The 20,705-nt window shown below is 39.5% G+C and carries 19 protein-coding genes, 1 pseudogene and 1 other annotated feature; of the genes and pseudogenes, 15 read left to right on the top strand and 5 right to left on the bottom strand.

The window, feature by feature from the left end:
• Positions 1–16: 16 nt before the first annotated feature.
• Positions 17–1,096, top strand: a complete 1,080-nt coding sequence (locus ACSBOP_RS09260) for an ankyrin repeat domain-containing protein (RefSeq protein WP_442604125.1) — start codon at positions 17–19, stop codon at positions 1,094–1,096.
• 75 nt (positions 1,097–1,171) lie between these two features.
• On the opposite strand, the gene ACSBOP_RS09265 is transcribed toward ACSBOP_RS09260, so the two are convergent.
• Positions 1,172–2,248, bottom strand: coding sequence for a hypothetical protein (locus ACSBOP_RS09265; RefSeq protein ID WP_442604126.1), 1,077 nt, complete (start codon positions 2,246–2,248; stop codon positions 1,172–1,174).
• Between the two features lie 296 nt (positions 2,249–2,544).
• On the opposite strand from ACSBOP_RS09265, the gene ACSBOP_RS09270 reads away from it, so the two are divergent.
• A complete protein-coding gene (locus ACSBOP_RS09270; RefSeq protein ID WP_442604127.1) occupies positions 2,545–3,378 on the top strand; it encodes a hypothetical protein in 834 nt (277 codons plus the stop codon).
• A 136-nt stretch (positions 3,379–3,514) separates the two neighbouring features.
• Here ACSBOP_RS09270 and ACSBOP_RS09275 read toward each other — a convergent pair whose 3' ends face one another.
• On the bottom strand, positions 3,515–4,465 hold the full coding sequence (locus tag ACSBOP_RS09275) for a DsbA family protein (RefSeq protein WP_442604128.1): 951 nt from the start codon (positions 4,463–4,465) through the stop codon (positions 3,515–3,517).
• A gap of 167 nt (positions 4,466–4,632) precedes the next feature.
• Between ACSBOP_RS09275 and ACSBOP_RS09280 the strand changes: the two genes are divergently transcribed.
• The 5 genes from ACSBOP_RS09280 to ACSBOP_RS09300 all read left to right on the top strand — a co-directional run bounded on the left by ACSBOP_RS09280 (position 4,633) and on the right by ACSBOP_RS09300 (position 8,626).
• Positions 4,633–5,193: a TetR/AcrR family transcriptional regulator gene (locus tag ACSBOP_RS09280; protein WP_442604129.1), complete on the top strand. Its 561-nt coding sequence runs from the start codon at positions 4,633–4,635 to the stop codon at positions 5,191–5,193.
• A gap of 159 nt (positions 5,194–5,352) precedes the next feature.
• Positions 5,353–5,679: a DUF5713 family protein gene (locus ACSBOP_RS09285; RefSeq protein WP_442604130.1), complete on the top strand. Its 327-nt coding sequence runs from the start codon at positions 5,353–5,355 to the stop codon at positions 5,677–5,679.
• Positions 5,680–5,745: 66 nt separating this feature from the next.
• Positions 5,746–6,495: an Imm51 family immunity protein gene (locus ACSBOP_RS09290; RefSeq protein WP_442604131.1), complete on the top strand. Its 750-nt coding sequence runs from the start codon at positions 5,746–5,748 to the stop codon at positions 6,493–6,495.
• A 1,379-nt stretch (positions 6,496–7,874) separates the two neighbouring features.
• Positions 7,875–8,075, top strand: coding sequence for a hypothetical protein (locus tag ACSBOP_RS09295; RefSeq protein WP_442604132.1), 201 nt, complete (start codon positions 7,875–7,877; stop codon positions 8,073–8,075).
• A gap of 17 nt (positions 8,076–8,092) precedes the next feature.
• A complete protein-coding gene (locus ACSBOP_RS09300; RefSeq protein ID WP_442604133.1) occupies positions 8,093–8,626 on the top strand; it encodes a DUF2004 domain-containing protein in 534 nt (177 codons plus the stop codon).
• A gap of 50 nt (positions 8,627–8,676) precedes the next feature.
• On the opposite strand, the gene ACSBOP_RS09305 is transcribed toward ACSBOP_RS09300, so the two are convergent.
• Complete coding sequence (locus ACSBOP_RS09305; RefSeq protein WP_442604134.1) at positions 8,677–9,219, bottom strand: hypothetical protein; 543 nt, start codon at positions 9,217–9,219, stop codon at positions 8,677–8,679.
• A gap of 390 nt (positions 9,220–9,609) precedes the next feature.
• On the opposite strand from ACSBOP_RS09305, the pseudogene istA reads away from it, so the two are divergent.
• The 5 genes and pseudogenes from istA (at position 9,610) to lysS (ending at position 14,667) form a co-directional block, all read left to right on the top strand.
• Positions 9,610–10,891: pseudogene (gene istA / locus ACSBOP_RS09310) on the top strand (IS21 family transposase).
• The gene (gene istB, locus ACSBOP_RS09315) at positions 10,888–11,643 is read left to right on the top strand and encodes an IS21-like element helper ATPase IstB (RefSeq protein ID WP_442604135.1); all 756 of its coding nucleotides are present in this window, start codon (positions 10,888–10,890) and stop codon (positions 11,641–11,643) included. Before istA ends, istB begins: the two are co-directional and overlap by 4 nt.
• Before the next feature lie 32 nt (positions 11,644–11,675).
• Positions 11,676–12,116 carry a hypothetical protein gene (locus ACSBOP_RS09320; protein WP_442604136.1) on the top strand — a complete coding sequence of 147 codons (441 nt, stop codon included), beginning with the start codon at positions 11,676–11,678 and terminating at the stop codon, positions 12,114–12,116.
• Between the two features lie 212 nt (positions 12,117–12,328).
• On the top strand, positions 12,329–12,751 hold the full coding sequence (locus ACSBOP_RS09325; protein WP_442604137.1) for a hypothetical protein: 423 nt from the start codon (positions 12,329–12,331) through the stop codon (positions 12,749–12,751).
• 98 nt (positions 12,752–12,849) lie between these two features.
• Positions 12,850–13,117: a binding site (T-box leader), on the top strand.
• Between the two features lie 89 nt (positions 13,118–13,206).
• Positions 13,207–14,667, top strand: coding sequence for a lysine--tRNA ligase (gene lysS / locus ACSBOP_RS09330; protein ID WP_442604138.1), 1,461 nt, complete (start codon positions 13,207–13,209; stop codon positions 14,665–14,667).
• Between the two features lie 259 nt (positions 14,668–14,926).
• On the opposite strand, the gene ACSBOP_RS09335 is transcribed toward lysS, so the two are convergent.
• Positions 14,927–15,532, bottom strand: a complete 606-nt coding sequence (locus ACSBOP_RS09335; RefSeq protein ID WP_442604139.1) for a CGNR zinc finger domain-containing protein — start codon at positions 15,530–15,532, stop codon at positions 14,927–14,929.
• Positions 15,533–15,651: 119 nt separating this feature from the next.
• Between ACSBOP_RS09335 and ACSBOP_RS09340 the strand changes: the two genes are divergently transcribed.
• The 3 genes from ACSBOP_RS09340 to ACSBOP_RS09350 all read left to right on the top strand — a co-directional run bounded on the left by ACSBOP_RS09340 (position 15,652) and on the right by ACSBOP_RS09350 (position 18,232).
• Complete coding sequence (locus ACSBOP_RS09340) at positions 15,652–16,113, top strand: hypothetical protein (protein ID WP_442604140.1); 462 nt, start codon at positions 15,652–15,654, stop codon at positions 16,111–16,113.
• Between the two features lie 329 nt (positions 16,114–16,442).
• Positions 16,443–17,588 carry a serine hydrolase domain-containing protein gene (locus tag ACSBOP_RS09345; protein ID WP_442604141.1) on the top strand — a complete coding sequence of 382 codons (1,146 nt, stop codon included), beginning with the start codon at positions 16,443–16,445 and terminating at the stop codon, positions 17,586–17,588.
• A 200-nt stretch (positions 17,589–17,788) separates the two neighbouring features.
• A complete protein-coding gene (locus ACSBOP_RS09350) occupies positions 17,789–18,232 on the top strand; it encodes a cell wall hydrolase (RefSeq protein WP_442604142.1) in 444 nt (147 codons plus the stop codon).
• 820 nt (positions 18,233–19,052) lie between these two features.
• On the opposite strand, the gene ACSBOP_RS09355 is transcribed toward ACSBOP_RS09350, so the two are convergent.
• Positions 19,053–20,318: an IS110 family transposase gene (locus ACSBOP_RS09355; RefSeq protein ID WP_442604143.1), complete on the bottom strand. Its 1,266-nt coding sequence runs from the start codon at positions 20,316–20,318 to the stop codon at positions 19,053–19,055.
• Between the last annotated feature and the right edge of the window lie 387 nt (positions 20,319–20,705).

Here is a 20,705-nt window from a genome sequence, read left to right on the forward strand (position 1 = left end):
CGGGAGAGGGTAATGGATGATCACTCTGAAAGATATAGGGAAGTTCGCAGAGCTGCCGGAAATTGCGATGCATATATACGAAGGAAATATGTCGGCTCTGGAGACTGCAATTGCAGCAGGCTGGGATATTGAAGAGGGCATCGTACTTAGCAAATATACGACGTTAAGCCCGCTGGATCTGGCACTTGTATCGGAGAGATTGGATGTTGTAAAGCTGCTGGTGGAGCATGGCGTCAATCTGAATGTCAAAAATAATCCGGCTTTTTTGCTGGCAGTACGCTACTGCAAGGAAGACATCGTTCGCTATGTCGCAGCGCAAGGCGCCAAGCTGGACAAGCTCAATCAAGTCCGGTCAGGCGCATATTCGCAGGCCTACTATGGCAACAAAAAGAATATCCCGTTCATCCACGAGCTGGGATTGGATATTAAGCAGCATGCCGGCGCAGTATTGCGTACAGCCGTGTCGGACCATGACCGTGAGACAGTCGCTTATTTACTCGATAATGGGGTGGACATTAATTATAACGAACCTAATATGGTCTATCCTTATCAAGCAACCCCGTTAACAGTTGCAGCGCGTATGGGCAATCTGGCTATGGTAAAATACTTGGTTGAACGCGGTGCTGACGTTACCTTGGCGGAAAAAGACGGCGAGCGGCCGTATACGATTGCGGTCAGCAATAAGCATACGGAGCTGACTGACTATTTGAAATCGCTGGAGCCGGCCGATTTTCATAATGTGGAGAACAAAAAGTATGAGCTGCGAAAGTATAAATTGACAGATGAACTGGTCAGCTTCCTTACCGGAGACAAGCTGCACCTTGAGCTTGCGCCGAATGAATACGGAATCGCGTATATCGATTTCTTCACATTGACCGATACGATTGAGATGAAGATCGGCCGGCAAAAGTTGCTGCGTCTGTCAGCCGATATCGATAATTACTCCCATCTGTATCTAGTGTGGAATCCGAAGAAAAAAGGTCAAATAGGCTGTTATGACGTGGAACATAAGGAGTATGCGAACTTTTGCAGCTTTGCGGAGTTTCTGGTGCAGCCTGAAATGTACCTTATCAAGTATATGGAAGGTGAATTGTAAATTAAGCGCTTCTTACATTTGTGTAACTCCTCCACTTTATTGATTTAATTTGATAACGTCACAATGCAGAGAAGATCAGAGATAAATCCTTCGGGCCTCCTGGTCGAAGAATTCGATTACATTCTTATATTCGGTAATGTCTATATGGTTTTGCTTCATAATCTTCCGAATAAAGATGGCATCCGTAAAGATTTTATTGATAATCATTCCGCACCATAACGGAGTGCCCTTAAAGTAATCTACCAAATCGTTAATTTCGTCAAACTCAAAATAAAGGATATATGAGACATAATTCTGAAGCAGAGTACTGAAACAATGATCGCGATAGGGAGTGGAGCGATTGTCTGAGAGAAAATCTCTCATGATACCGAATAACGTTGTTTTGTTTTCGGAGTAGATATGAATCAAATAATCAACGTCATTGATAAGCTGTATTACAGCCTCTAGCCCTTTTTCCGGAGGCATTGTCAGCTTGGTCGATTTACCCTCTAATGACCTTAAGAGCTCCATAGTAAGATTTTTGCTGGCATTTATTTCATGTGGTGCTAGGGACAATTTATCTCGATGCTTGTCCAGATTCTCGATGTAATAATCGTGAAATATAGAAAAATAATGCTCCATATTTATATTGGTTTTCGTATGAACCAAATCTTGTCCGCTGAATGAAAAGGAGTAGAGGGTCTCCTCATTAACCGGATGAGTATAAAGGAAGAAAAAGAAGAAAAAGTCTCTTAATTGATGTCTCTGTTTGTCGTTCAATCTGGAAGTATCAGTAAGTTGAGCCAACTGGAAGAAACAGTAGTTTTTCATAAAATCATTCATTGCATTGAACGGATTGATCTTGACAATGGACGTCGTGGTGTTGATGGTAAACAACAAATAATATAATATCAGTTCATCATAGACATCGAGATGTTTAAAAATAGTCGAGAGCATAGGCTTCCAGTCCGGGTTCACGGTGTAGTTGGGATCTCTCGGTTGTAATTCGTACACCCACTCTGTAAACGACTCGTTCTTACGATCGGCAAACAATAATTGTGCGCTATTGTCTTCAAGAAGGTAGTATTCCAAACAGTTCGTTCGAACGGATGGTAATCCCCTGTTGAATTTTATATTTAGATATTCGTTGTATAGTAATTGAAGCTTCATCATTCATATCCTTTCATAGTATGATTCTTAGAGATATTCGATATGTAGTCGAGCATTCCTCTTAGTCCAATGATCGACGGGCGTGCCAGGAGAAAAGCTAGGCTTATTCAACTATTCCGTTGATCGCCCTGTTAAGCTTTACAATGTTGATTTGAATGTTACATAGCCTCTTGGCATTCGGAAGTCTCTGAAGGAGGAATTAGTTGAAATTAGGCGTGTTGGGCACTGAATCCAGTGTTTTTCATGTGATGCAATAAGTGGAAAGGATAGAAGTTGGCAATTAGGAGCGGAGGGAAAGCATGCTTAAGTGGAATAGCGATGTATGGGGAAAGCTGACAGGACCGTACAGTTCTGCAGACAACGTGCCTGTGTTATTGCAGCAACTAATGCAGGAGTATAGTCAGGAGGTTTTTGACGAACTCTTTCAGGAGTATTTGTTCCATCAAGATACGATATATACGGCTACCTACGCGGCGATGCCGTTTTTGGCACAGCTAGCATGCTCCACATCGGATGCGGAAGTGCGCAAAGAACTGTTTATCAATTGCGGTATTATCGAGGCAAGCCGCGATGTGCCAGATGAGGCGACATTCCCAGCATCTTGGGCTGAATTAGCTGAGGATGTAGGCAGCTCCGTTTGTACGGAATTGCATCGTGAATATGTAGAGGCAATTGGCAAGCTCAGGGCGCTTACAAAGGAAGTATTTGCCTATACAGCCCAACATTCCATAGATGAGATAGACAAGCGTTACATTCTTGTTGCGGATGCTGCTTATCGGGGCTCATATATCCCTGCCAGCATGTTGAAGACGTTTAGTAGTGGTGATGAGTATGTGGCCGTGTGTCCGGCCTGCAAGGAAGATGTGTTCATATGGCCTAATGAAGATCATGCAGGAATTCTTCAAGCCTATGAACATGATCCCGTGTTTCACACTGGCCAGGAATCACATCTAATCGTTCCGGCAGCGTCATTTGCAGATGAAGAAGTACGCGCACTAGCGGAGCGGGCGGCAGCGATCGGAGAGCAAATATTGGCTGAGCATCTGCATTATTTAGCGGGGGAAACCGTATGTCCGTCCTGTCGTGAGAAAATTTCCGTATGGCCGTCTTTACTTAGCACATTTACAATGTAGAGCGCAAGTTAAGGGAACGGCGAAAAAAGAATATTGTTTACGTTAACCAATCGGATGTTTCTGGGGGGAAGACGGGCCTCACGCACCGCACCCAAATCGCCATTCGAGGTAAGATGCGTGATCCGCACCACGAATACTATTTCGTGGTTGTAAAATAGGATTCCCCTAGAAGTTCCTTCACTTGATAACTGCCTGGTGGAAGTTCTTTTTCAACAAAAGTGTGGATTTCCGACTTTTCAATATCATACATCACTTCAATTTCTTTAGAAAATAATAGCTTTTCTTTTTCAAGCAAGTTAGAAAGGGATGGTTGTTGTTTTGGTTGTATTTCTTCCGTCTCTAGAATTTGCTGTAGGCCCTCAACATAGGACTCAAACGGACGACTACCTACGATTTTCACTCCTTTATTTTCCCTATTTACCATAATGATTGTCGGGAAACCTCTAACTCCAAGTCTTTTAGCGAGACTAAAATCTTCATTCAATAATTGTTGGCCGGTTTGTTGTTCGGCATCTTCTACAATAGCTGCTCCATCAAGTCCAAGTTGATTTACGATGTCTATCATAACGGATTCTTCGGCGATATTCCGATTAAATGCGAACAGAGCTTCTCGTGATCGTCTTAAGTAATCATAGGCTAATGCATCGTTATTATTTTTTTGAATCACTTTAAATACACGAGAAGGCGGGAAGGAGGATTGGACCGGATTGCCCAGCATCAGTGAACCGTCAATCGGCATGCGCGAATATTCGCCAACCTCTCTCCAGTGGCCGAAGACGTCAGCAGGTCCTGATATTCCGTTACGTGGGTCGACAGGTTTATCACTCCATTTTTCTAGTAACCCGCCCATTACCGTGTGAAAGTTAAAATAATGCCCATACTGCTCTTTAAATCGCCGAAGAACAGGATCAAGCGCCCAGCAGTGAGAGCAAATAGGATCCGTTACATAATACACTTCAATGGATTTTTGGGGTTGATTAAAATCAATCATCTGCATTTCTTCCTCCCCAGCTACTCCACATACACCTGTTTCCAAATCGCAAATCATATGATTATCGTTCGCCTTTCGTTTATCCTCATTTACCATGATTGTTGCCTCCTTGAAGTGTCATAAACAAGCGTTACTAGAAACATCGCTTTGCTTTACAAGCCAATTTTAGCCATAATAAATATGTCGGAACACCAATAGATCATTCGATTTGTCGTTTATGCAACACATGGATACAAATGTTTAAAATGTTGGAGGGACATGACATGACGCAATCAAAGACAGATCCCCGAATTTTACGAACTCGTAAGTTAATCATGGACTCTTTTATTGAACTTTCAGGTAAAAAAGAATTCAAAGATATTACTGTTAAGGATATTACAACAGAGGCTATGATTAATCGTGCAACGTTCTATTATCATTTTGAAGATATATATGACTTGCTAGACAAGGTGTTATCGGAAGTTTTATTGATTAATTTAAATGTCATAGACTTTGAGAAAAGCGAACTAAATGAAGCATCAATTATTGATATTTTCGTGGCCGTAACGGATTTCCAAAAAGCTTTATCCAGTCGGTGTCACAGAGGATACGATGAGACCATAGCCCGCATTATTAGGGAACAACTTGAAATCATTTTTTATGGAATGTTGCGAAAACAACATACAACGGAAGAGGATGAATCTCTAAAAATTACAGCTGTCATTTTAAGTTGGGGCGTTTATGGTGCTTCTGTGGAGTGGAGGAGAAATAGTAAGGAATTATCGCCGGAACAATTTATCAAGTCGGCTATTCCTTTTCTGATGTCTGGGATTGAACACATTTGAGACTTTGTTGACTTCAGGAGACGCTACGGAACTCTCGATGGTACCCTTTGATATTGCCGTAGATGGGCCAATAGAACGTGCTTTCCCTTATGATTGACACAGAAAAAATAAAAGTGGTAAAGTTATCCTATTCTAGCCATGTTATTGGAGGATCATTTCATGAAAAAACTAAGTTCTGACTTTGAATATTTAAAAGATATGTATATGGATGGATATTTCCCTAATTTTCTGGTGGATAAAGTCAAAGCCGAACTAGTTAAAGTTGTTGAATTTTTGGAACAAGGTAATCAAGATATTGAGGAAATTCAATTAAAGCTTAATTCCGCCATCCATGCAATCAATGATCTTGCGGAAGAGTTTGACGAAAATGACAGCGAAATTGAAACAGTCGGCAGAGAATCAATTGCACAAACTGTTGAAGATATTTTAGCCTTTTTTGATATCGAAATAGATACAGAAGTAGCCATTCGTGAACGTGATTGGTAGTTTGATAGGGAAATATAAGGCTATTGAAATTATTATTTGATTAATGTTAGAGGAGAGGATACAAAGATGGATACGGATCTATTGAAACAGCTCACTCTTTGGCATAACAAGGACCAGTATGAGAAAATCATTATAAAAATTAAGGAAATACCCGAAGCAGAAAGGGACTATGACTTGGTTTGCCATTTGGGAAGAGCATTGAATAATCAAGATAAATATAATGAAGCCATCAAATGTTTTTTATCTGTGCAAGAGCAAGGTAAGCACGACTCTCTTTGGCATTTTCGAATAGGTTATGCTTATTATTACCTTAAACAGTATAAGGAAGCGGTCGTTGCTTTTGAACAATCTGTAGCGCTAGACCCTAAAGATTCACAAGCCAGCATGTTTTTAAAAATGAGTCTCAATGCCGCTGGTAGAGCAGGAAATGAAACCATCCCTATAGTGAACGTTGAAAAAGATGAGACGTGGTTTGAAGTTGTAGAAAAAATAGAACCTTTTAGGTTAGTTGCGCATGATAGTGGAAGCATATCTTTCATTATTAATGTTGGTAAATATAAGCATGAAATTTTTCAAACACGAGCTGAAGAAGGATTTGAAGGCAATGGCTATGATTGGGGTTCTTTAGTAGCCGTGTTTCTTGAAGAAAAAATGCCCCACTTAGTAGATATCTTACGATTTGACCCGGAAGCGGATATGTTCGTTGCTTATACAGACAATAAAGAAGCATTATTTAGTTTTGCAATCGCCTTTAAGGAAGCATGTGAAGATGACTCATTAATAAAAGACTTATTTTCACGAGCTGAATTAGATTGATTTGAGATTTTAATTTTAATTATGCTTATTCGGTACCTTGTCCGATAGAGTTAAGATAATACTCTTCCCATGACTCTTTCACATTACGACTATGCGGGTTATGTGGGATAATAATCTTTGATGTAGGTAAGCAATAACGATTTTTGTATTCATGTTTGTCCATAACATAGCTGTTCTGGATGCCAGGTTTATCGCCTATCATTTCTACATGCGCAGTACAATCGGGGTTCTGAAGTTACTCAAATTGTAAGCAAGTTACAAGATAAATTTACTTCTAGCTTAAATAATTCAGATGATAGAAACAATGTATTATTTGCGTTGTCCTACTGCCTTTGGGAAACGAAATCCTTAGAAGATTCACTGTTAGAGCAAGTCGCTCAGATCATTGAGAGTGGGAGTGACTTAACTGTCTGTGAATAGCTTGGTGCAACTGTACAATTTATTAACAAGCGAAAAAAGTATTTACATACATTTATCACCAAAATTAGCGTACCCAAAAGTATAGCAAAAAAGAGGGTCAAGCCACCTGCGCAAGTTGAAAGTGATTATCACAATGGTAGCTGCCTTTCTTTTCAATATCCCAGTGGCTTATACGGCGGCATTATCATTATCGACTGCGCCTTTTATCGTAACCGAGGTTCAATACGCATAGCATTCACGGATATTGAGCAGCACTCTGAGCCCGATTATAACGATTTTCTAGCCTCACGCCTGACCAACTTCAGCTGGGAGGGAGTATCTGGTGAGGCAAACAAGTATGCCGCCTTTGAGGGTAAGACTGCCCGCATTTCTACCTATCTGCTCAGCTATGATCATGCTAAAGAGCGTGTTTCTTATTTTGAGTATACCGATATGTTTTTCACAATTGTGGGCGAGCTCCCTATCTACACCCAACGCTTAATATCTACAGTTGGCATTGGAGTTCAATACAATCTTGCTTATCCTGAGTTCACCATCTCTATGGCAAAGACATTGCTAGATTTGAAGCGAAATGAAAGCCTATACAGTAAAACAGTTTCTAAAGAAACGATTACTGAATTAAATAACTTATTAGTCCTTAAAAAGTAGCTGTATATATTAGTAACTTAGAATATAAAGGGGGGTTAACTATAAATACTTTTATTGCAGAACATTGGAATCTTGAAAAGCATGAACTGCCCGGCTTTAATTGCATCATATTTCCAAATGGAGCTGTAACAATTTTAAGTTGTTACAGCGCATATAACCCCAACACAAATGAAAGTAAATTTTATTGCACTCCCTTGTGTGACACAACCATTGAAAGCATATCAAAGTATAATGTTGAATGTTGGACGATCGTTGATGAATGGGTCAGTATTGATTATCAAGACGGGAAAATCTGTGGCGGTGATGGTCAAATGGGGAATGAAGGATTTATTGCTTGTACGGATGCTGAAGACCGTTTGGTATGGGGAATGTTTTTTGAAAATTCAAACCCTATAAAAAGCTTAGAAATTAAAGATAAAATCCTAATCGCTATTAATGAGCATACCCAATTACAAATTGAAATCAACTTAGAAAACCTCACCCAAATTAAAATGACTTTCATAAAACCCTAAAAGGAGCCAACTAATTGATGAAACAAATACCAAGCACGAAATTTCCTAATATAGATTACACACCTGGCGAACCTATTTGGATAGATAACCTAATGCCTGATAACAAGATCCCGTTTTATTTTAATGTGTCGGAAAAACTTACACAAAATGAGAGCGCAATCACTCGTGTTTCCCAGGCACTTGATCAAATGGATGAGTTGGTAAACAAGGCTCGGGCGCATCTAAGAGATATTATTCAAAACACAAAAGACCCTAGTTATGAGTTGCTTCATGATTTCTTTACTTGTCATCTTTTAGAAATGGATGATGAATGCTTAAAAGTAATGTTCGGGATGGAGCAACCTGAAACATTAAGTGAACTGGAAATGGTTGACCTACTTATGCTTAAAAGCTTGGGAAGCAGCTTGGGCGAAGGTTGGTTGGGAAGTAACTTTGAAAAAGAGCAGATTTTCATCATGGATTTTACTTTTGACCCCGGGTATACGGATCAGTTGATTGTTGTCTATTTGGATGCGAACGATAACATACTGACTATTAGTCATGAAAGTTAGCCATCAATGCAATCAATGATTGGTAGTTTGTTGGGGAAATATAACACAAACTACATCAATATACGAGTAAGATGAATCGAATTCATCTTTTTTTGTCTTTTTTCCCTAGGAATACAATCAATTATAACGTCCTGTTTACCTGAATCAATCCATTTTTTTTGCATGATTTCTATGCGTTTCTTGTTAAAATCAATATATTGAAAATCCAACTGTTTCAGCTTAGACATGTCTAATAAAAAATCAAACGCTTCCGCCTTGATCTTCGTATTTATCTCATTCAACTCTAAAATTTCCAGCTTTGATGCCGTTTTTAAGACATCTATCTCTATCAGCGATTTCATGTTTTTCAATCCAGCTAGAATGTCTAGCATTTCATCTGAATAATCCCCTTTTTTTCTGTAACTCCATATGTGCAAAATAAGATCGGGGCGATGGGATAGGACCATTTCATCTAATTTTACTAAATCCGCCAATTTATCTGAATCAAAAGCAAAACTGATCGTAGCACGTCGCCTTAGTTTTTCAACAGCTGATTTCATTTTTTTAGGCGTCCAAGGCACACCATGCATAGCATGTATCCACTCTTCACTCATAAGTTTACCCCTCGCTTCATTTCTCATATAATTGCAATTGATTTGAACTTCATAAGATCATATGGATTATTCTAATATATGGAAACCATTATTTGATTAAACGTAGAGTAGCAGGAAATGAAACCATCTATATAGTGAACGTTGCAAAGGGGATGAGGATTGGGACTAACCCCCGTTTGTCAGAAGTTAATGAAAAAATAAACCCATTTGGGCTAGTTGCGCATAATAATGGAAGCATAGCAATGATTTTAAGTGTTGGCAAATATAAGTATAAAATTTTTCAAACACGAGCCGAATACAAATGCTAATGTAATTATGTACATAAATGCTTGAATAATAATGTACAGATTTGACGAGCTGAATGATACTTGTCTCAAGGGAGAGATGAGTATGTACATCACGTTGAATGTTCAATCCAATATGGAGATTCGTAGTTTACTAGACTTAACTAAATTAAAATCATTAATGGAGAATCTCAATATGAAAATAAATAAGAGTCAGTTAGCTAGAGAGCTTGGTGTAGATCGTCGAACCATTCAGAAATACTTAGATGGGTTACACGAAGAAGATCAAGAGATAAAGGCTCAAAGATTGATGAGTATTATGAAATCATTGCTGCACTTCTATCCACAGACAGTAAGCAAGTGTTCTACTACAAGCGAGTGCTGTGGCAATACTTAACTTACAATCATGGACTGCAATGTTCAGCGTCTGCTTTTCGGGCTTACATCGCTCGTAAGCCAGAGTTTGAAACTTACTTTAAGCACGGACAACGTATACCGTCACCACAAGGAACCATTCGCTTTGAAACAGAACCAGGTGCACAGGCCCAGTTAGACTGGAAAGAAAGTATTCCCTTCGAAACGAAAGACGGCGAGAAGGTTGAAGTCAATGTAGCCGTGCTGCTGCTCTCGTATTCACGATTTAGGGTGTACCACATGAGCGTATCCAAATCGCAAAGCGTGCTACTATCCTTCTTAACAGAAGCATTTGAGGCTATTGGTGGTGTTCCTCATGAGATCCTAACTGACAACATGAAGACCGTCATGGACCGAGCGAGAGGCGAGCATACCGCCGGTAGAGTGAATGCTAAGTTTGCTGGTTACGCAGCCGACTTTGGATTTCAAGTTAGGCCCTGTATCGCAGGGCGTCCTCGTACCAAAGGGAAGGTGGAATCCCAGATGAAAATTCTAGATGAGATTCATGCATACCAAGGTAAATTAAGGTTACCAGAGCTTCAAGTTTACATTCAGAAGCTATGTGATCATGTGAACCAGTCGTTCCATCAAGGAACGGGAAAAGTACCAGTTCTAGCCCTAGAAAAGGAAAAGAACTCCTTACACCCGTTACCAGCGGAGCGTGTAAGAAGTTCCTATCGATACATCATAAGCTTGTAAAGATCAATGCATCGAACATGATCTCCTACCAATCCAGACAATACTCAGTTCCCGCTGAGTATCAAGGAAAAATGGTGGGAATACAAGTCTATGACAACCATTTGTATGCATATTATAACACGAAACTCCTAGTACGCCATCCTATTGGTGAAACGAAATTAAATTACACAGAAGAGCATTACAGGGAAAATTTAAGATTGTCTATGCCAAGCTATCCAGACATTAATGACTTGGCTAAGAAGAATCTACGTGCGATTGGAGGTGCATTTGAATGAATGTAACCTCCTACCAGCAAGCCGTACGAAACCTTGAGTATCTAAATCTGAAGCAAATGGTGGGCCATTTAAATGAAGTGGTCGATTTTAGTATTCATAACCAACTGTCGTTCATGGATACACTTGTGAAGCTCACAGGCTATGAGATTGATGTACGTGAGCAGAACATGATTCATGCGATGGTGAAAGTCGGTGCTTTTCCACATCAGAAGGAACTCTCAACCTTTGACTTTAGCTTTCAGCCCTCCGTGAACCGAGAGCAAATGCTGGACTTTGCTAGCTTACGCTTCATTGAAGGCAATGAAAACATTGTATTCTTAGGTCCCAGTGGTGTAGGGAAAACCCATTTAGCTACGTCAATCGGCATTGCTGCTGCAAAGAAACGAACAAGCACGTACTTCATTAAGTGTCATGATCTGATTCAGAACTTAAAACGTACCATGCTAGAAAACCGTCTGGAAGCAAGATTAAAGCACTACACGAAGTACAAGCTGCTCATTATTGATGAGATTGGCTATCTTCCAATTGAACCCGAAGACGCCAAGCTGTTTTTCCAACTCATTGATATGCGTTATGAGAAGCGCAGTACAATATTCACAACCAATGTTAACTTCAGAGCGTGGGACGAAGTGTTTCGTGAACCGAAGCTAGCCAATGCGATCTTGGATCGAATTCTGCATCACGCAACTGTCGTTACCATTGTAGGCGAATCTTACCGATTGAAGGATCATTTTACTCAAGATGACAAGTGATTTTGTACATCCTTAAACAAGCAGAAGTGTACATGTTTATGTTGACATTTACAGTTATGAAGTTAAGCCATAAAGCATGGTCACTTTTTAAATACAATAAAGATTATGAGTATCAAAAGATGAATTGCTTATTCAATGATGATGGAAATTTAATTGCTATAGGGTATTTGCGATCGGGTATTGCTGATGATCACGATGTAATGGAAATTGTGATGCAAATAAATGAAAACGTTGCTGAGAGTATTTCTGAAATAAGAAAGGCTTTGTATTCTTCATTAATTGATGTCTGTAAAGCTGCTCATAATCCCGCAAGGAAAATTAAGTTGGTGACATGGGAAGTTTTTGATGGTGATCGTGAATTTTACATAGAACAAGACTACGAATATGAGGGGGGTTACAGCAGAAAGGATTACATCTATTACGTCCCTTTGAGAGGGGGGCTACCCCAACTGCAACCTTTTTCATTCAATTAACGGGAAAGATCGTTCAGTATCATGTGGTCTACCAGTCGGGTTGCCCCTCGTTACGCTAATGTTACCTACTAAGAAGCAAATTTGATCAAAATCTAAGAAAAAGTGAGCAATTAAGAGCTAAGTGATTCTCCATAGAGGGAGGATAGTTTAGCAACTATTACAGTAGTAAACACGTTAATTACCATAATCATGAAAAAGGAGCAGTGAGTAATTTGGGAAAACTGTTTGTTTTGTTAGTCTTATTATCACTACTTCTGATGGGATGCAGCAACAGTCCGCCAATGCCTGACCTAAATAAACAGAACTTAAATCTTCATATCAGCAAACCAGAAGGACAGAACTACAATGTTTATAAGAAAGTTGAAGATAATGAAACGGTAAAAACAGTAATGGATGTCTTACTAAATGTGCAATGGGAGAATTCTAAAGTATCTATGTCTCGTCAGCCCGACTATAAAATTAATACTATTAATACAGACCTTACAGTTCCATACGAGCCAGTGACTTATGCTATTTGGATTTCCCCAAAGAAAGACATTTTGGAAGTAATTATTGAAGGACAGTCTAAATACGGAAAACTTGCAAAGAAAGATAGTGCAATTTTATTAACGATTATTCAAACGCTATTCAACTAACGAGCAGAATAGTTAAATTAAGACAAACACGGATTATAACAAAAATTTGACTAAATGATACAATTTTGCTAACATATTTTTAATTTTCAAAAAGAGAATATGCGGCTATGATGAGAAAAGTAATTTTGATTAATTATTTGCAGAGAGCTCCTGTTTGGTGTGAAGGAGTAATAATGATCTTAATGAAAAAAGGCTCGGAGCTTCGCACGGATCTGAGATGTAATTCTTAGTGATGCTGCGACGGGGTCTCCCGTTAATGAGATAGGGTATAATCAATAAAATATTGCCGTACCCGAAGAGGTTGATATGGTAACATATCAATAAAACTGAGGTGGTACCACGAAGCTAACAACTCTCGTCCTCAAGATGAATAATCTTGGGGGTGGGAGTTTTTTTGTTGTTTAGTTGTATACGTGCTTTTAAGTCCCGATAACAAAAAAATTGGAGTGATATGAATGAGTAACGATCAAATTATCCTTAGATTAGAGAAATTAGACAGTTTAAGATCCCAGGGAATCCCGGTATATCCTGAGAAATTTACTACAAATTCTGAACTTTATGAGGCAGCCTTGTTTAAAGATGGAACATCCGGTGTGCGAGTTGCTGGAAGAATAATGGGTATTAGGAACTTCAGTAAATTTATTTTTATTACCATATCGAACATAGAAGGAAGTTTACAACTTCTTTTGAGTAAGGAAGAGGTTGGTGAGATATCTTTTAATCAATTTCATAAATTAATGGACATTGGGGATTTTATCGGTGTTGAAGGACATATGTATACGACCAAGACAAATGAGAAAACACTGCGAATTGATAGCTATGTATTTCTTGGTAAAGCTTTGCGTACTTTACCAGAAAAATGGCACGGATTAACTTCCATTGAAACTCGATATAGGCAACGATACTTAGATTTAATAATGACAAAGGAAACTCAAATACGTTTATTAGCTAGAACTAAAATGGTAAGTGCCATTAGGAGATTCTTTGAGGATCAAAATTTCCTAGAAGTAGAAACACCAGTCTTACAGCATACTTCCTCGGGTGCAATTGCTAAACCTTTTAGGACATATCATAACTCGTTAGACACTGAATTAAACTTACGCATTGCCCCTGAAACCTATTTAAAAAGATTAATTGTAGGTGGTTTTACCAAAATATATGAATTTGCAAAGTGTTTTAGAAATGAAGGGATCAGTCCTCAGCATCTTCAAGAATTTACAATGGTTGAAGGATATGCTGCATATTGGAACTATGAGGATACAATGAAATTAATGCGTGATATGGTCCTGTATATTCTTGATCGAACCTTTAATACAACTACCATTACAATACAAGGTCACATGATTGATTTTTCATTAGAATGGGACATTGTCTCCTTTAGGGATTTAATCTTAAGAGACACTGGGATTGATATAGACCTTTATCCTGATGTTAAAGATTTATACCAAGAAACCAAGAGGAAAAATATCCACTTCGAACAATCGGATATTGAATCTTTAGGTAGAGGTAATTTCATTGATCTTCTTTACAAGAAAATGTGCCGACCTCAACTGGTAAAACCGACTTTTTTAGTCCAGCACCCTATCGATTTATCCCCATTAGCTAGAGGCAATGATCAAAATCCTACTCTTACAGATCGGTTCCAATTAGTGGTGAATGGAGCAGAAATTATTAATGCCTATTCAGAGTTGGTTGACCCATTAGAACAAAGAAAAAGGTTAGAGGCTCAAGCCCTTCTTAAGAGCAATGGAGACTTAGAAGCTATGGAGATGGATGAAGATTATCTAACTGCGATGGAATATGGGATGCCCCCTATTTCAGGTTGGGGATTTGGCATTGAACGCCTGTTAATGGTGCTAACTGATAGTGATACTATTAAAGATTGTGTTTTATTTCCGTTGACTAAAAAACTTTAAAATTTACTCTTAAGTAGTGATTTGAGTCTGAGTTGCCAATTATATATAGATTCAAGGACTAAACCTTATTCAAATAACGGAGAATGTTAGTTAAATGAGAATGTAAGCAATAGTTTGTAAAAAGTATTTAAAAACTTATTTGTCACCCAATGCCAAGTTAACTAAAGAAAAGGAATCTTCAAGGCAACCTTACCGACATCAAGTCTTTTCAAAAATTGAACAACACCTATAGAGGGGAAGTGACCGACTATGGTCACTTTTATTTTTGGTAAAATCGTCGTGCTTTGGCACGATTGCCGCAATCGGCCATTGAACACCAGCGGCGGCTCCGGTTCCGGCTCGTATCGAAGAATAACCATCCACAAGAGTCTCCCTCACATTGTTTGACTCGTTCCAGGTCGTTTTTGGAAACGAGTAAATCTACAGCAGATTGCAAAATCAGAGGGAGCATCATGTCCAAGTTTTTCTCGGTATGCTTGAACTTTAATGTGAAATGATCCTTTTCATGAATCACTTGCAAAGTTTGATAGAAGTGGCCTACTAATTCATTGAAACGTTCCAGGTCTGGCGGGTGGGGCGATGTTTCCTTTGAAATGGATTTGAAGATTCGATACATGACTTCCCGCATTTCGATTGTCTGCTTCAGAACATCTTCCGCTTCAGACGGTTTCTCCTCCGCTTTTAAAAGAAGAGCTTTTGCTTGTTGTCCGCTCAAGACTTCAGCATGGATGCACCAGTCGACCAATTTGGCGTAACTCGTAAACCAATCCCGCCTTTTCTCAGCACTTTCCCGCCAACTGACGGTATTGATGAAATCCATACACAAACGTTCTCCGACCATCATATAAGGGTTCGTTTCCGACATGATCAAAACTCCTTTACTATAACCATCATAATACATATTGACAGTTAGAAGCAACTCAGTTAAAGTGTAACCATCTAAAGTGATTTTGATGGTTATAAATAAATTCAGGAGGTACTGAGATGAACAATCCGATGTTGGAAGCTGTTAGAACATTGTTGAAGGAAACATTTGATGGACCTGAAAAAAACGCAAGCTGGTACACAGAAGCGAAGCCTGGTAGTGGTTTATTCGGAACGCTTGAAAAATTATCGGCAGAAGATGCTTCGATACCTGTCAATGGTACGACAATCGCCGCACAAACGGATCATACGCGCTATTACTTATGGGCTGCGAATTCCTACTTAAATAAAGAAGAACCCAGGAAGGACTGGGAAGCATCATGGAAAATCACAAACGTTGATAAAATCACATGGACACAATTTAATGACGAACTTCAACAGGAATACACAAAACTACTTAAAAAGATTGATTTATTTGACTCCTTAAATGAAGAGGTATCGAATTGTCTGTTAGGAGCAATCGCTCACTCCGCCTACCACCTCGGTTCGATACGACAGATGATCAAAGCGATCAAAGTCTAAGCCAGAAATAAGCATTAAAAAGCTCCAAGGAATGATTCCTTGGAGCTTTCAGCTTGTAGAGAAACACCTTGTTTTTCTACAAGCTTTTTTTGATGCTTTTAGAAAATACGTTTTTTAATTTTTCTTTTTTTAAGAAAAAGACTTTCCTCCACCTAGTTCTTCTTGTCTAGGTGGAGGGCAACCTTCTTCATGTTCTGACTCATGTTCTTGTCCACCGACAGGAGGATGTTTGGTGACAAGAACCTTATCCCTTTCCCGACAGATTGCTGGGAGTGTGACCTTACTGATTAAACTAACGGGCAGTTTACTTGAATAAGGGAAGTGGCTTTTTGTGGGCAAATTTGGTTTTAAATCAAAAAAATGTGATAAATTTAAATAACGAACAAATTACCAGTACTTTGAAACATTTTGAAAATAAATGGTATTCTAAGGGGGGGGTAATAATTATGTTTGAAATCAGTGGTGAAACATTACGATTAATTAAAAAAACCTGTAAAGGAAAGAAACATTTGAAGTTAACTGTTGGCTATTTAACAGGCAATAATTCTATAATAAAAATTTATAATGAAAATGGCGAACTTGATTCATCGATAAAATATCATTATGAAATTGGTTCTATTACAAAGACCCTTACCTCATCCTTGCTATCAAAATATGCATTTGAAAACAAGTTGTCAATAAACGATTCAATACAAAAATATATTGTAGAACTTAGAGAAGACGAATATTATCCAACATTGCTCCGTCTTGCTACTCACTCTTCTGGATATTCAGAAAAACTGCCATTTAATAAACGGGAATATTTTAAGCTAATTCTAGACTTAATTACTGGCGGTGATGGTTTTAGTAGGAATAACCCTTTACATATGGACTTTAACAAAATGAAAATGCTAATTGAAAGAAATAAATTGAAAGAAGTAGATTATTCATGTGAATATTCAAATTTTGGTACATCACTTATTGGATATGGATTGGGGATTGTATCAGGCCGGGGATATTGGGACATCATGAACGACTTTCTTTATAATGAGCTTGGACTAAGCGATACATATTTGGGTACATCAAACAATAATTTACATGGATACAACAGGAAAAATAATAATTGCGGCAACTGGAAATGGAACAAAGAAAATCTTATATCACCCGCAGGAGCAATAAGTTCAACTGCTGAAGATTTACTTAAATATGCCAAAATAAATATTTATGAAGATAAACCATATTTGTCTCTTTGTCATAAAAAACATGGAAATGGAACAAAGAAGTATGATATGGGTCTTGGATGGATGCTTTTAAAGAAAAACAATAATGTTATTTGGCATGGCGGTGGAACAGGATGCTTTAGTTCATTTTTAGGGATAGATAAAGAAAAGAAAGCTGCCTCCGTAGTTTTGGCCAATTATCAATTAGGTAGAAATGATGATGAAAATATAGGATTTTCTTTATTAGAAAGTCTACAGAAATCAAAAGATGAATAAGAACTGCCAACATATCAATCATTAAAAGAGGATTCTGCATTAACTGTAATAAATCAATACATAGAGGCATTACAATGATCACGCTAACAGGTAGAAGAGTGTGGTGGAACGGCTATTTATTATCGCTCTCTATTTTGCCAGAGTAACACATCCGCTTCACCTGCAATATGATGAGTTTAGAAATCTAAAGAGGTGAGCCAATGGCAGTCGTAAAAGCCAGGAAACAGGATATTAATATGTTGGCAAGGTTGCTTCGAGCTGAAGCTGAGACCGAAGGCGAAATGGGCATGATCCTTGTTGGAAATGTTGGCATTAACCGAATAAGAGCGAATTGCTCCGATTTTAAAGGAATCCGGACAATTCCCCAAATGATCAACCAGGCGCATGCGTTCGAAGCGTTGCAACATGGTTTGTACTATCAAAACGCAAGAGAGAGGGAACGCCGTCTGGCGCAACGGGCTGTGAATGGGGAGCGGAATTGGCCAGCCAAATTCTCCCTATGGTATTTCCGTCCAGGAACGTTCGAAAATCCCGGACCATGTCCGCCAACTTGGTATGATCAGCCGCTCGCAGGACGATGGAAGAAGCACTGTTTTTATGAACCGACCGCGAAAGAATGTGAAAATGTATATAATACTTTTTAATTTTATAAACGGAAAGAGCTCAGGATCTTTTAACCTGACTTGTCACAGCCATGTGTCGGTTGACAAGAACTTTATCTCATTAAGTGCCGCGTAAATCGTGGTTTCTTTGGGTTTAGTGCAATAAAGTTGTTGTCACGCTCATTATTCGGAAACTATATCCACGTGACAGGCCGTCCGATGTCGGATGACAAGAACATACATGCTTAAAAGTCGCGTAGTTGCGGCTTTTTTTGTTTTAAGTTTGTGGTTTGTGTCATTAATGTAGGCACATTTGTGTGTGTCGCTGTCGCGTGAGAAGAACATATATTGTTTTACGTAAATGAGGACGGTTTTCAATTAGAGTTAATTTCGTATTTTCGCTTGAGTCAAAACTGAACTCATGGTAATAACTTCAGGGGGCAGGGAAACAATACCTTGAAAAAACGATGCAGACTAAGCAGTGGCGTTAAGCTCCCTCGAAATGATTTAATTTCCTCACTCAGACTCATGAATTCGCAGGATTTCACCCTACGGTAAATGTGAGGGAAGAAGACTTGTAGGAGCCGGTGACTTGGGGATCGTAGCAAGGGCATGCGAGAACAAAGGTGAGGTATCCATCACCCATATTGTTCCATATGCGCACGTCTCCACTTCGCCTTAGCGATTCTCACTCCCATGTCTCAACGGGTCTAAGCCCTTTCATTCCTTCGTCACATCTAACTAAGGGGTGGAGGTCGGTCTTTCTAACGGAACGGGTCCGAGCCCTTTTGCTTAATTTCTCCCGATACTCCGTGCTTCTTGTTATCCTGCGAATGCATGAGCTAGTGAGGAAAGAATGGATTTAGGCTGCTTGCGGGAAAACTTTGGATGAGTCATAGCCCTCGCAACTCTTAGCTAAGCCCACTAGCATTCGTGCAACTTTACCGCATAATTTCATAATAGATTTCATTTTTTTTAACTTCTTTACTTCGACGTTGAAATGGTGCAAAGCTCTGACATCTGAATTTGTCATGACCATACACATTGTCATGAGATAGAGAAACCTCCGTAGACGAGGGAGGCCACGTTTGCTAAGCGACATTTTACCACGCCACTTTCCAGAACTCGCCTCTGTCAGATTAAGGCCGGCATGTCGTAACAAAGCATTTCCATGGGCATAGCCGCTCAGATCTCCGGTTTCTCCTAGAACACCGGCCAAGCTCGTTGCATTCAAACCCTGTATTTCAAGCAACTTCTGTGCGTAGGGAATACGCTTAAGGATGCGATGAAGCTCATGCTCAATTTGTTCAAGCTGGCGCTTCGCCAAGTCATATTCCTCGAGCAATTGCCCCAGGTGAAGTTTGTAGGCATGGAGTGCCTGCGTGGCACCAACACTGGATTTTGCTAGTACAATGAGCTGCTCCGCTCGTTTAACTCCAGCATGACGCTTCACATATTGTTTCCATCCAACAAGGACCTGTTCTGTTGTTAAGCGACAAATTTCCTCCGGTAAGGGGAAGAGTCTGAGCGTAGCAATGGCACTCGTGCAAGTAAGGATCTTAAAGACCTGGCGCAGCTCAGGAAACACGATATCTACCCATCGATGAATTTGGTTAACAGCGCTGTTGAGCCGTTTGGTAACCGAGTCTCGGTTAGCCATGAGAATTCGCAGTTCTTCGTAGGCTTCTGGATGAAAACGAACAGGGGAGTAATACCCGTTTTTGACCATATCTGCAATGACAAGAGCGTCCTTGCGGTCGCTTTTAGATGGGGTATTGTCACGGTTCTCCTTGTTCTTTTTGACGAGATGGGGATTAACAAGAACGGACTCAATGCTCTGAGAAGAGAGCCAATGTGCGAGATTTAGCCAGTAATGTCCGGTGGGCTCCATGCCTACAATGACTTTGTTAAGCTTGTAGGCTTTGAGTAGATCATGGATCCAGCGCCCCAGCATCTCAAACCCTTCAAGATGATTGCCAAACTCTAGCGGTGTACCTAATGCAATTCCACGAAAGCTGACAGAGCGAGCAACGTGAACTTCTTGAGCGATATCTACGCCAACAACTAGATGCTGATCGGTAATGTTTTCAATGAGTTGATTTTGCTTATCTTGTGCTTTAAACTTCATAGTAGAGCGACCTCCTGGATGGGATTTTTGAGGCAATGACCTCGTGCACAACCCCATCGTACCGAGGCGCTCGTTTTTGTTCAACCACCAAATTATTCGTATTACAGGAATTCTAACGGGCAGGATTACGCAAGAACTTCGGTGTATAATTTATAGATAGATGAAAAGGTGGAAGTGTACAGCAATTGTTTTATGAAACGACAAGAAAGTTTTCGTGCATATTGATTATTGCAGGAATATTGCTGAGAGGTCTTGGGCTATGGCAATACATACCCTATGATTCAACTAACGCAGAACGCTCGCGAGCCGTGAGGATTCCTGTAAGGCCTTATTTGTAACCGATACACATCCAACTATGGCAGAAGAGTACAAAATTCTTTCAGTACA

The sequence above is a fragment of the Paenibacillus sp. KN14-4R genome, assembly GCF_052180255.1.
Classification (GTDB): Bacteria; Bacillota; Bacilli; order Paenibacillales; family NBRC-103111; genus Paenibacillus_AM.

Excerpts from the sequence above, each read along its gene's own strand:
- ACSBOP_RS09290 (WP_442604131.1), top strand. The coding sequence starts at position 5,746 with ATGGATACGGATCTATTGAAACAGCTCACTCTTTGGCATAACAAGGAC.
- ACSBOP_RS09285 (WP_442604130.1), top strand. The coding sequence starts at position 5,353 with ATGAAAAAACTAAGTTCTGACTTTGAATATTTAAAAGATATGTATATG.
- ACSBOP_RS09340 (WP_442604140.1), top strand. The coding sequence starts at position 15,652 with ATGAACAATCCGATGTTGGAAGCTGTTAGAACATTGTTGAAGGAAACA.
- ACSBOP_RS09355 (WP_442604143.1), bottom strand. The coding sequence starts at position 20,318 with ATGAAGTTTAAAGCACAAGATAAGCAAAATCAACTCATTGAAAACATT.
- istB (WP_442604135.1), top strand. The coding sequence starts at position 10,888 with ATGAATGTAACCTCCTACCAGCAAGCCGTACGAAACCTTGAGTATCTA.
- ACSBOP_RS09320 (WP_442604136.1), top strand. The coding sequence starts at position 11,676 with ATGTTTATGTTGACATTTACAGTTATGAAGTTAAGCCATAAAGCATGG.
- ACSBOP_RS09265 (WP_442604126.1), bottom strand. The coding sequence starts at position 2,248 with ATGATGAAGCTTCAATTACTATACAACGAATATCTAAATATAAAATTC.
- lysS (WP_442604138.1), top strand. The coding sequence starts at position 13,207 with ATGAGTAACGATCAAATTATCCTTAGATTAGAGAAATTAGACAGTTTA.
- ACSBOP_RS09280 (WP_442604129.1), top strand. The coding sequence starts at position 4,633 with ATGACGCAATCAAAGACAGATCCCCGAATTTTACGAACTCGTAAGTTA.
- ACSBOP_RS09300 (WP_442604133.1), top strand. The coding sequence starts at position 8,093 with ATGAAACAAATACCAAGCACGAAATTTCCTAATATAGATTACACACCT.
- ACSBOP_RS09350 (WP_442604142.1), top strand. The coding sequence starts at position 17,789 with ATGGCAGTCGTAAAAGCCAGGAAACAGGATATTAATATGTTGGCAAGG.
- ACSBOP_RS09295 (WP_442604132.1), top strand. The coding sequence starts at position 7,875 with ATGGGGAATGAAGGATTTATTGCTTGTACGGATGCTGAAGACCGTTTG.
- ACSBOP_RS09260 (WP_442604125.1), top strand. The coding sequence starts at position 17 with ATGATCACTCTGAAAGATATAGGGAAGTTCGCAGAGCTGCCGGAAATT.
- ACSBOP_RS09305 (WP_442604134.1), bottom strand. The coding sequence starts at position 9,219 with ATGAGTGAAGAGTGGATACATGCTATGCATGGTGTGCCTTGGACGCCT.
- ACSBOP_RS09335 (WP_442604139.1), bottom strand. The coding sequence starts at position 15,532 with ATGTCGGAAACGAACCCTTATATGATGGTCGGAGAACGTTTGTGTATG.
- ACSBOP_RS09270 (WP_442604127.1), top strand. The coding sequence starts at position 2,545 with ATGCTTAAGTGGAATAGCGATGTATGGGGAAAGCTGACAGGACCGTAC.
- ACSBOP_RS09275 (WP_442604128.1), bottom strand. The coding sequence starts at position 4,465 with ATGGTAAATGAGGATAAACGAAAGGCGAACGATAATCATATGATTTGC.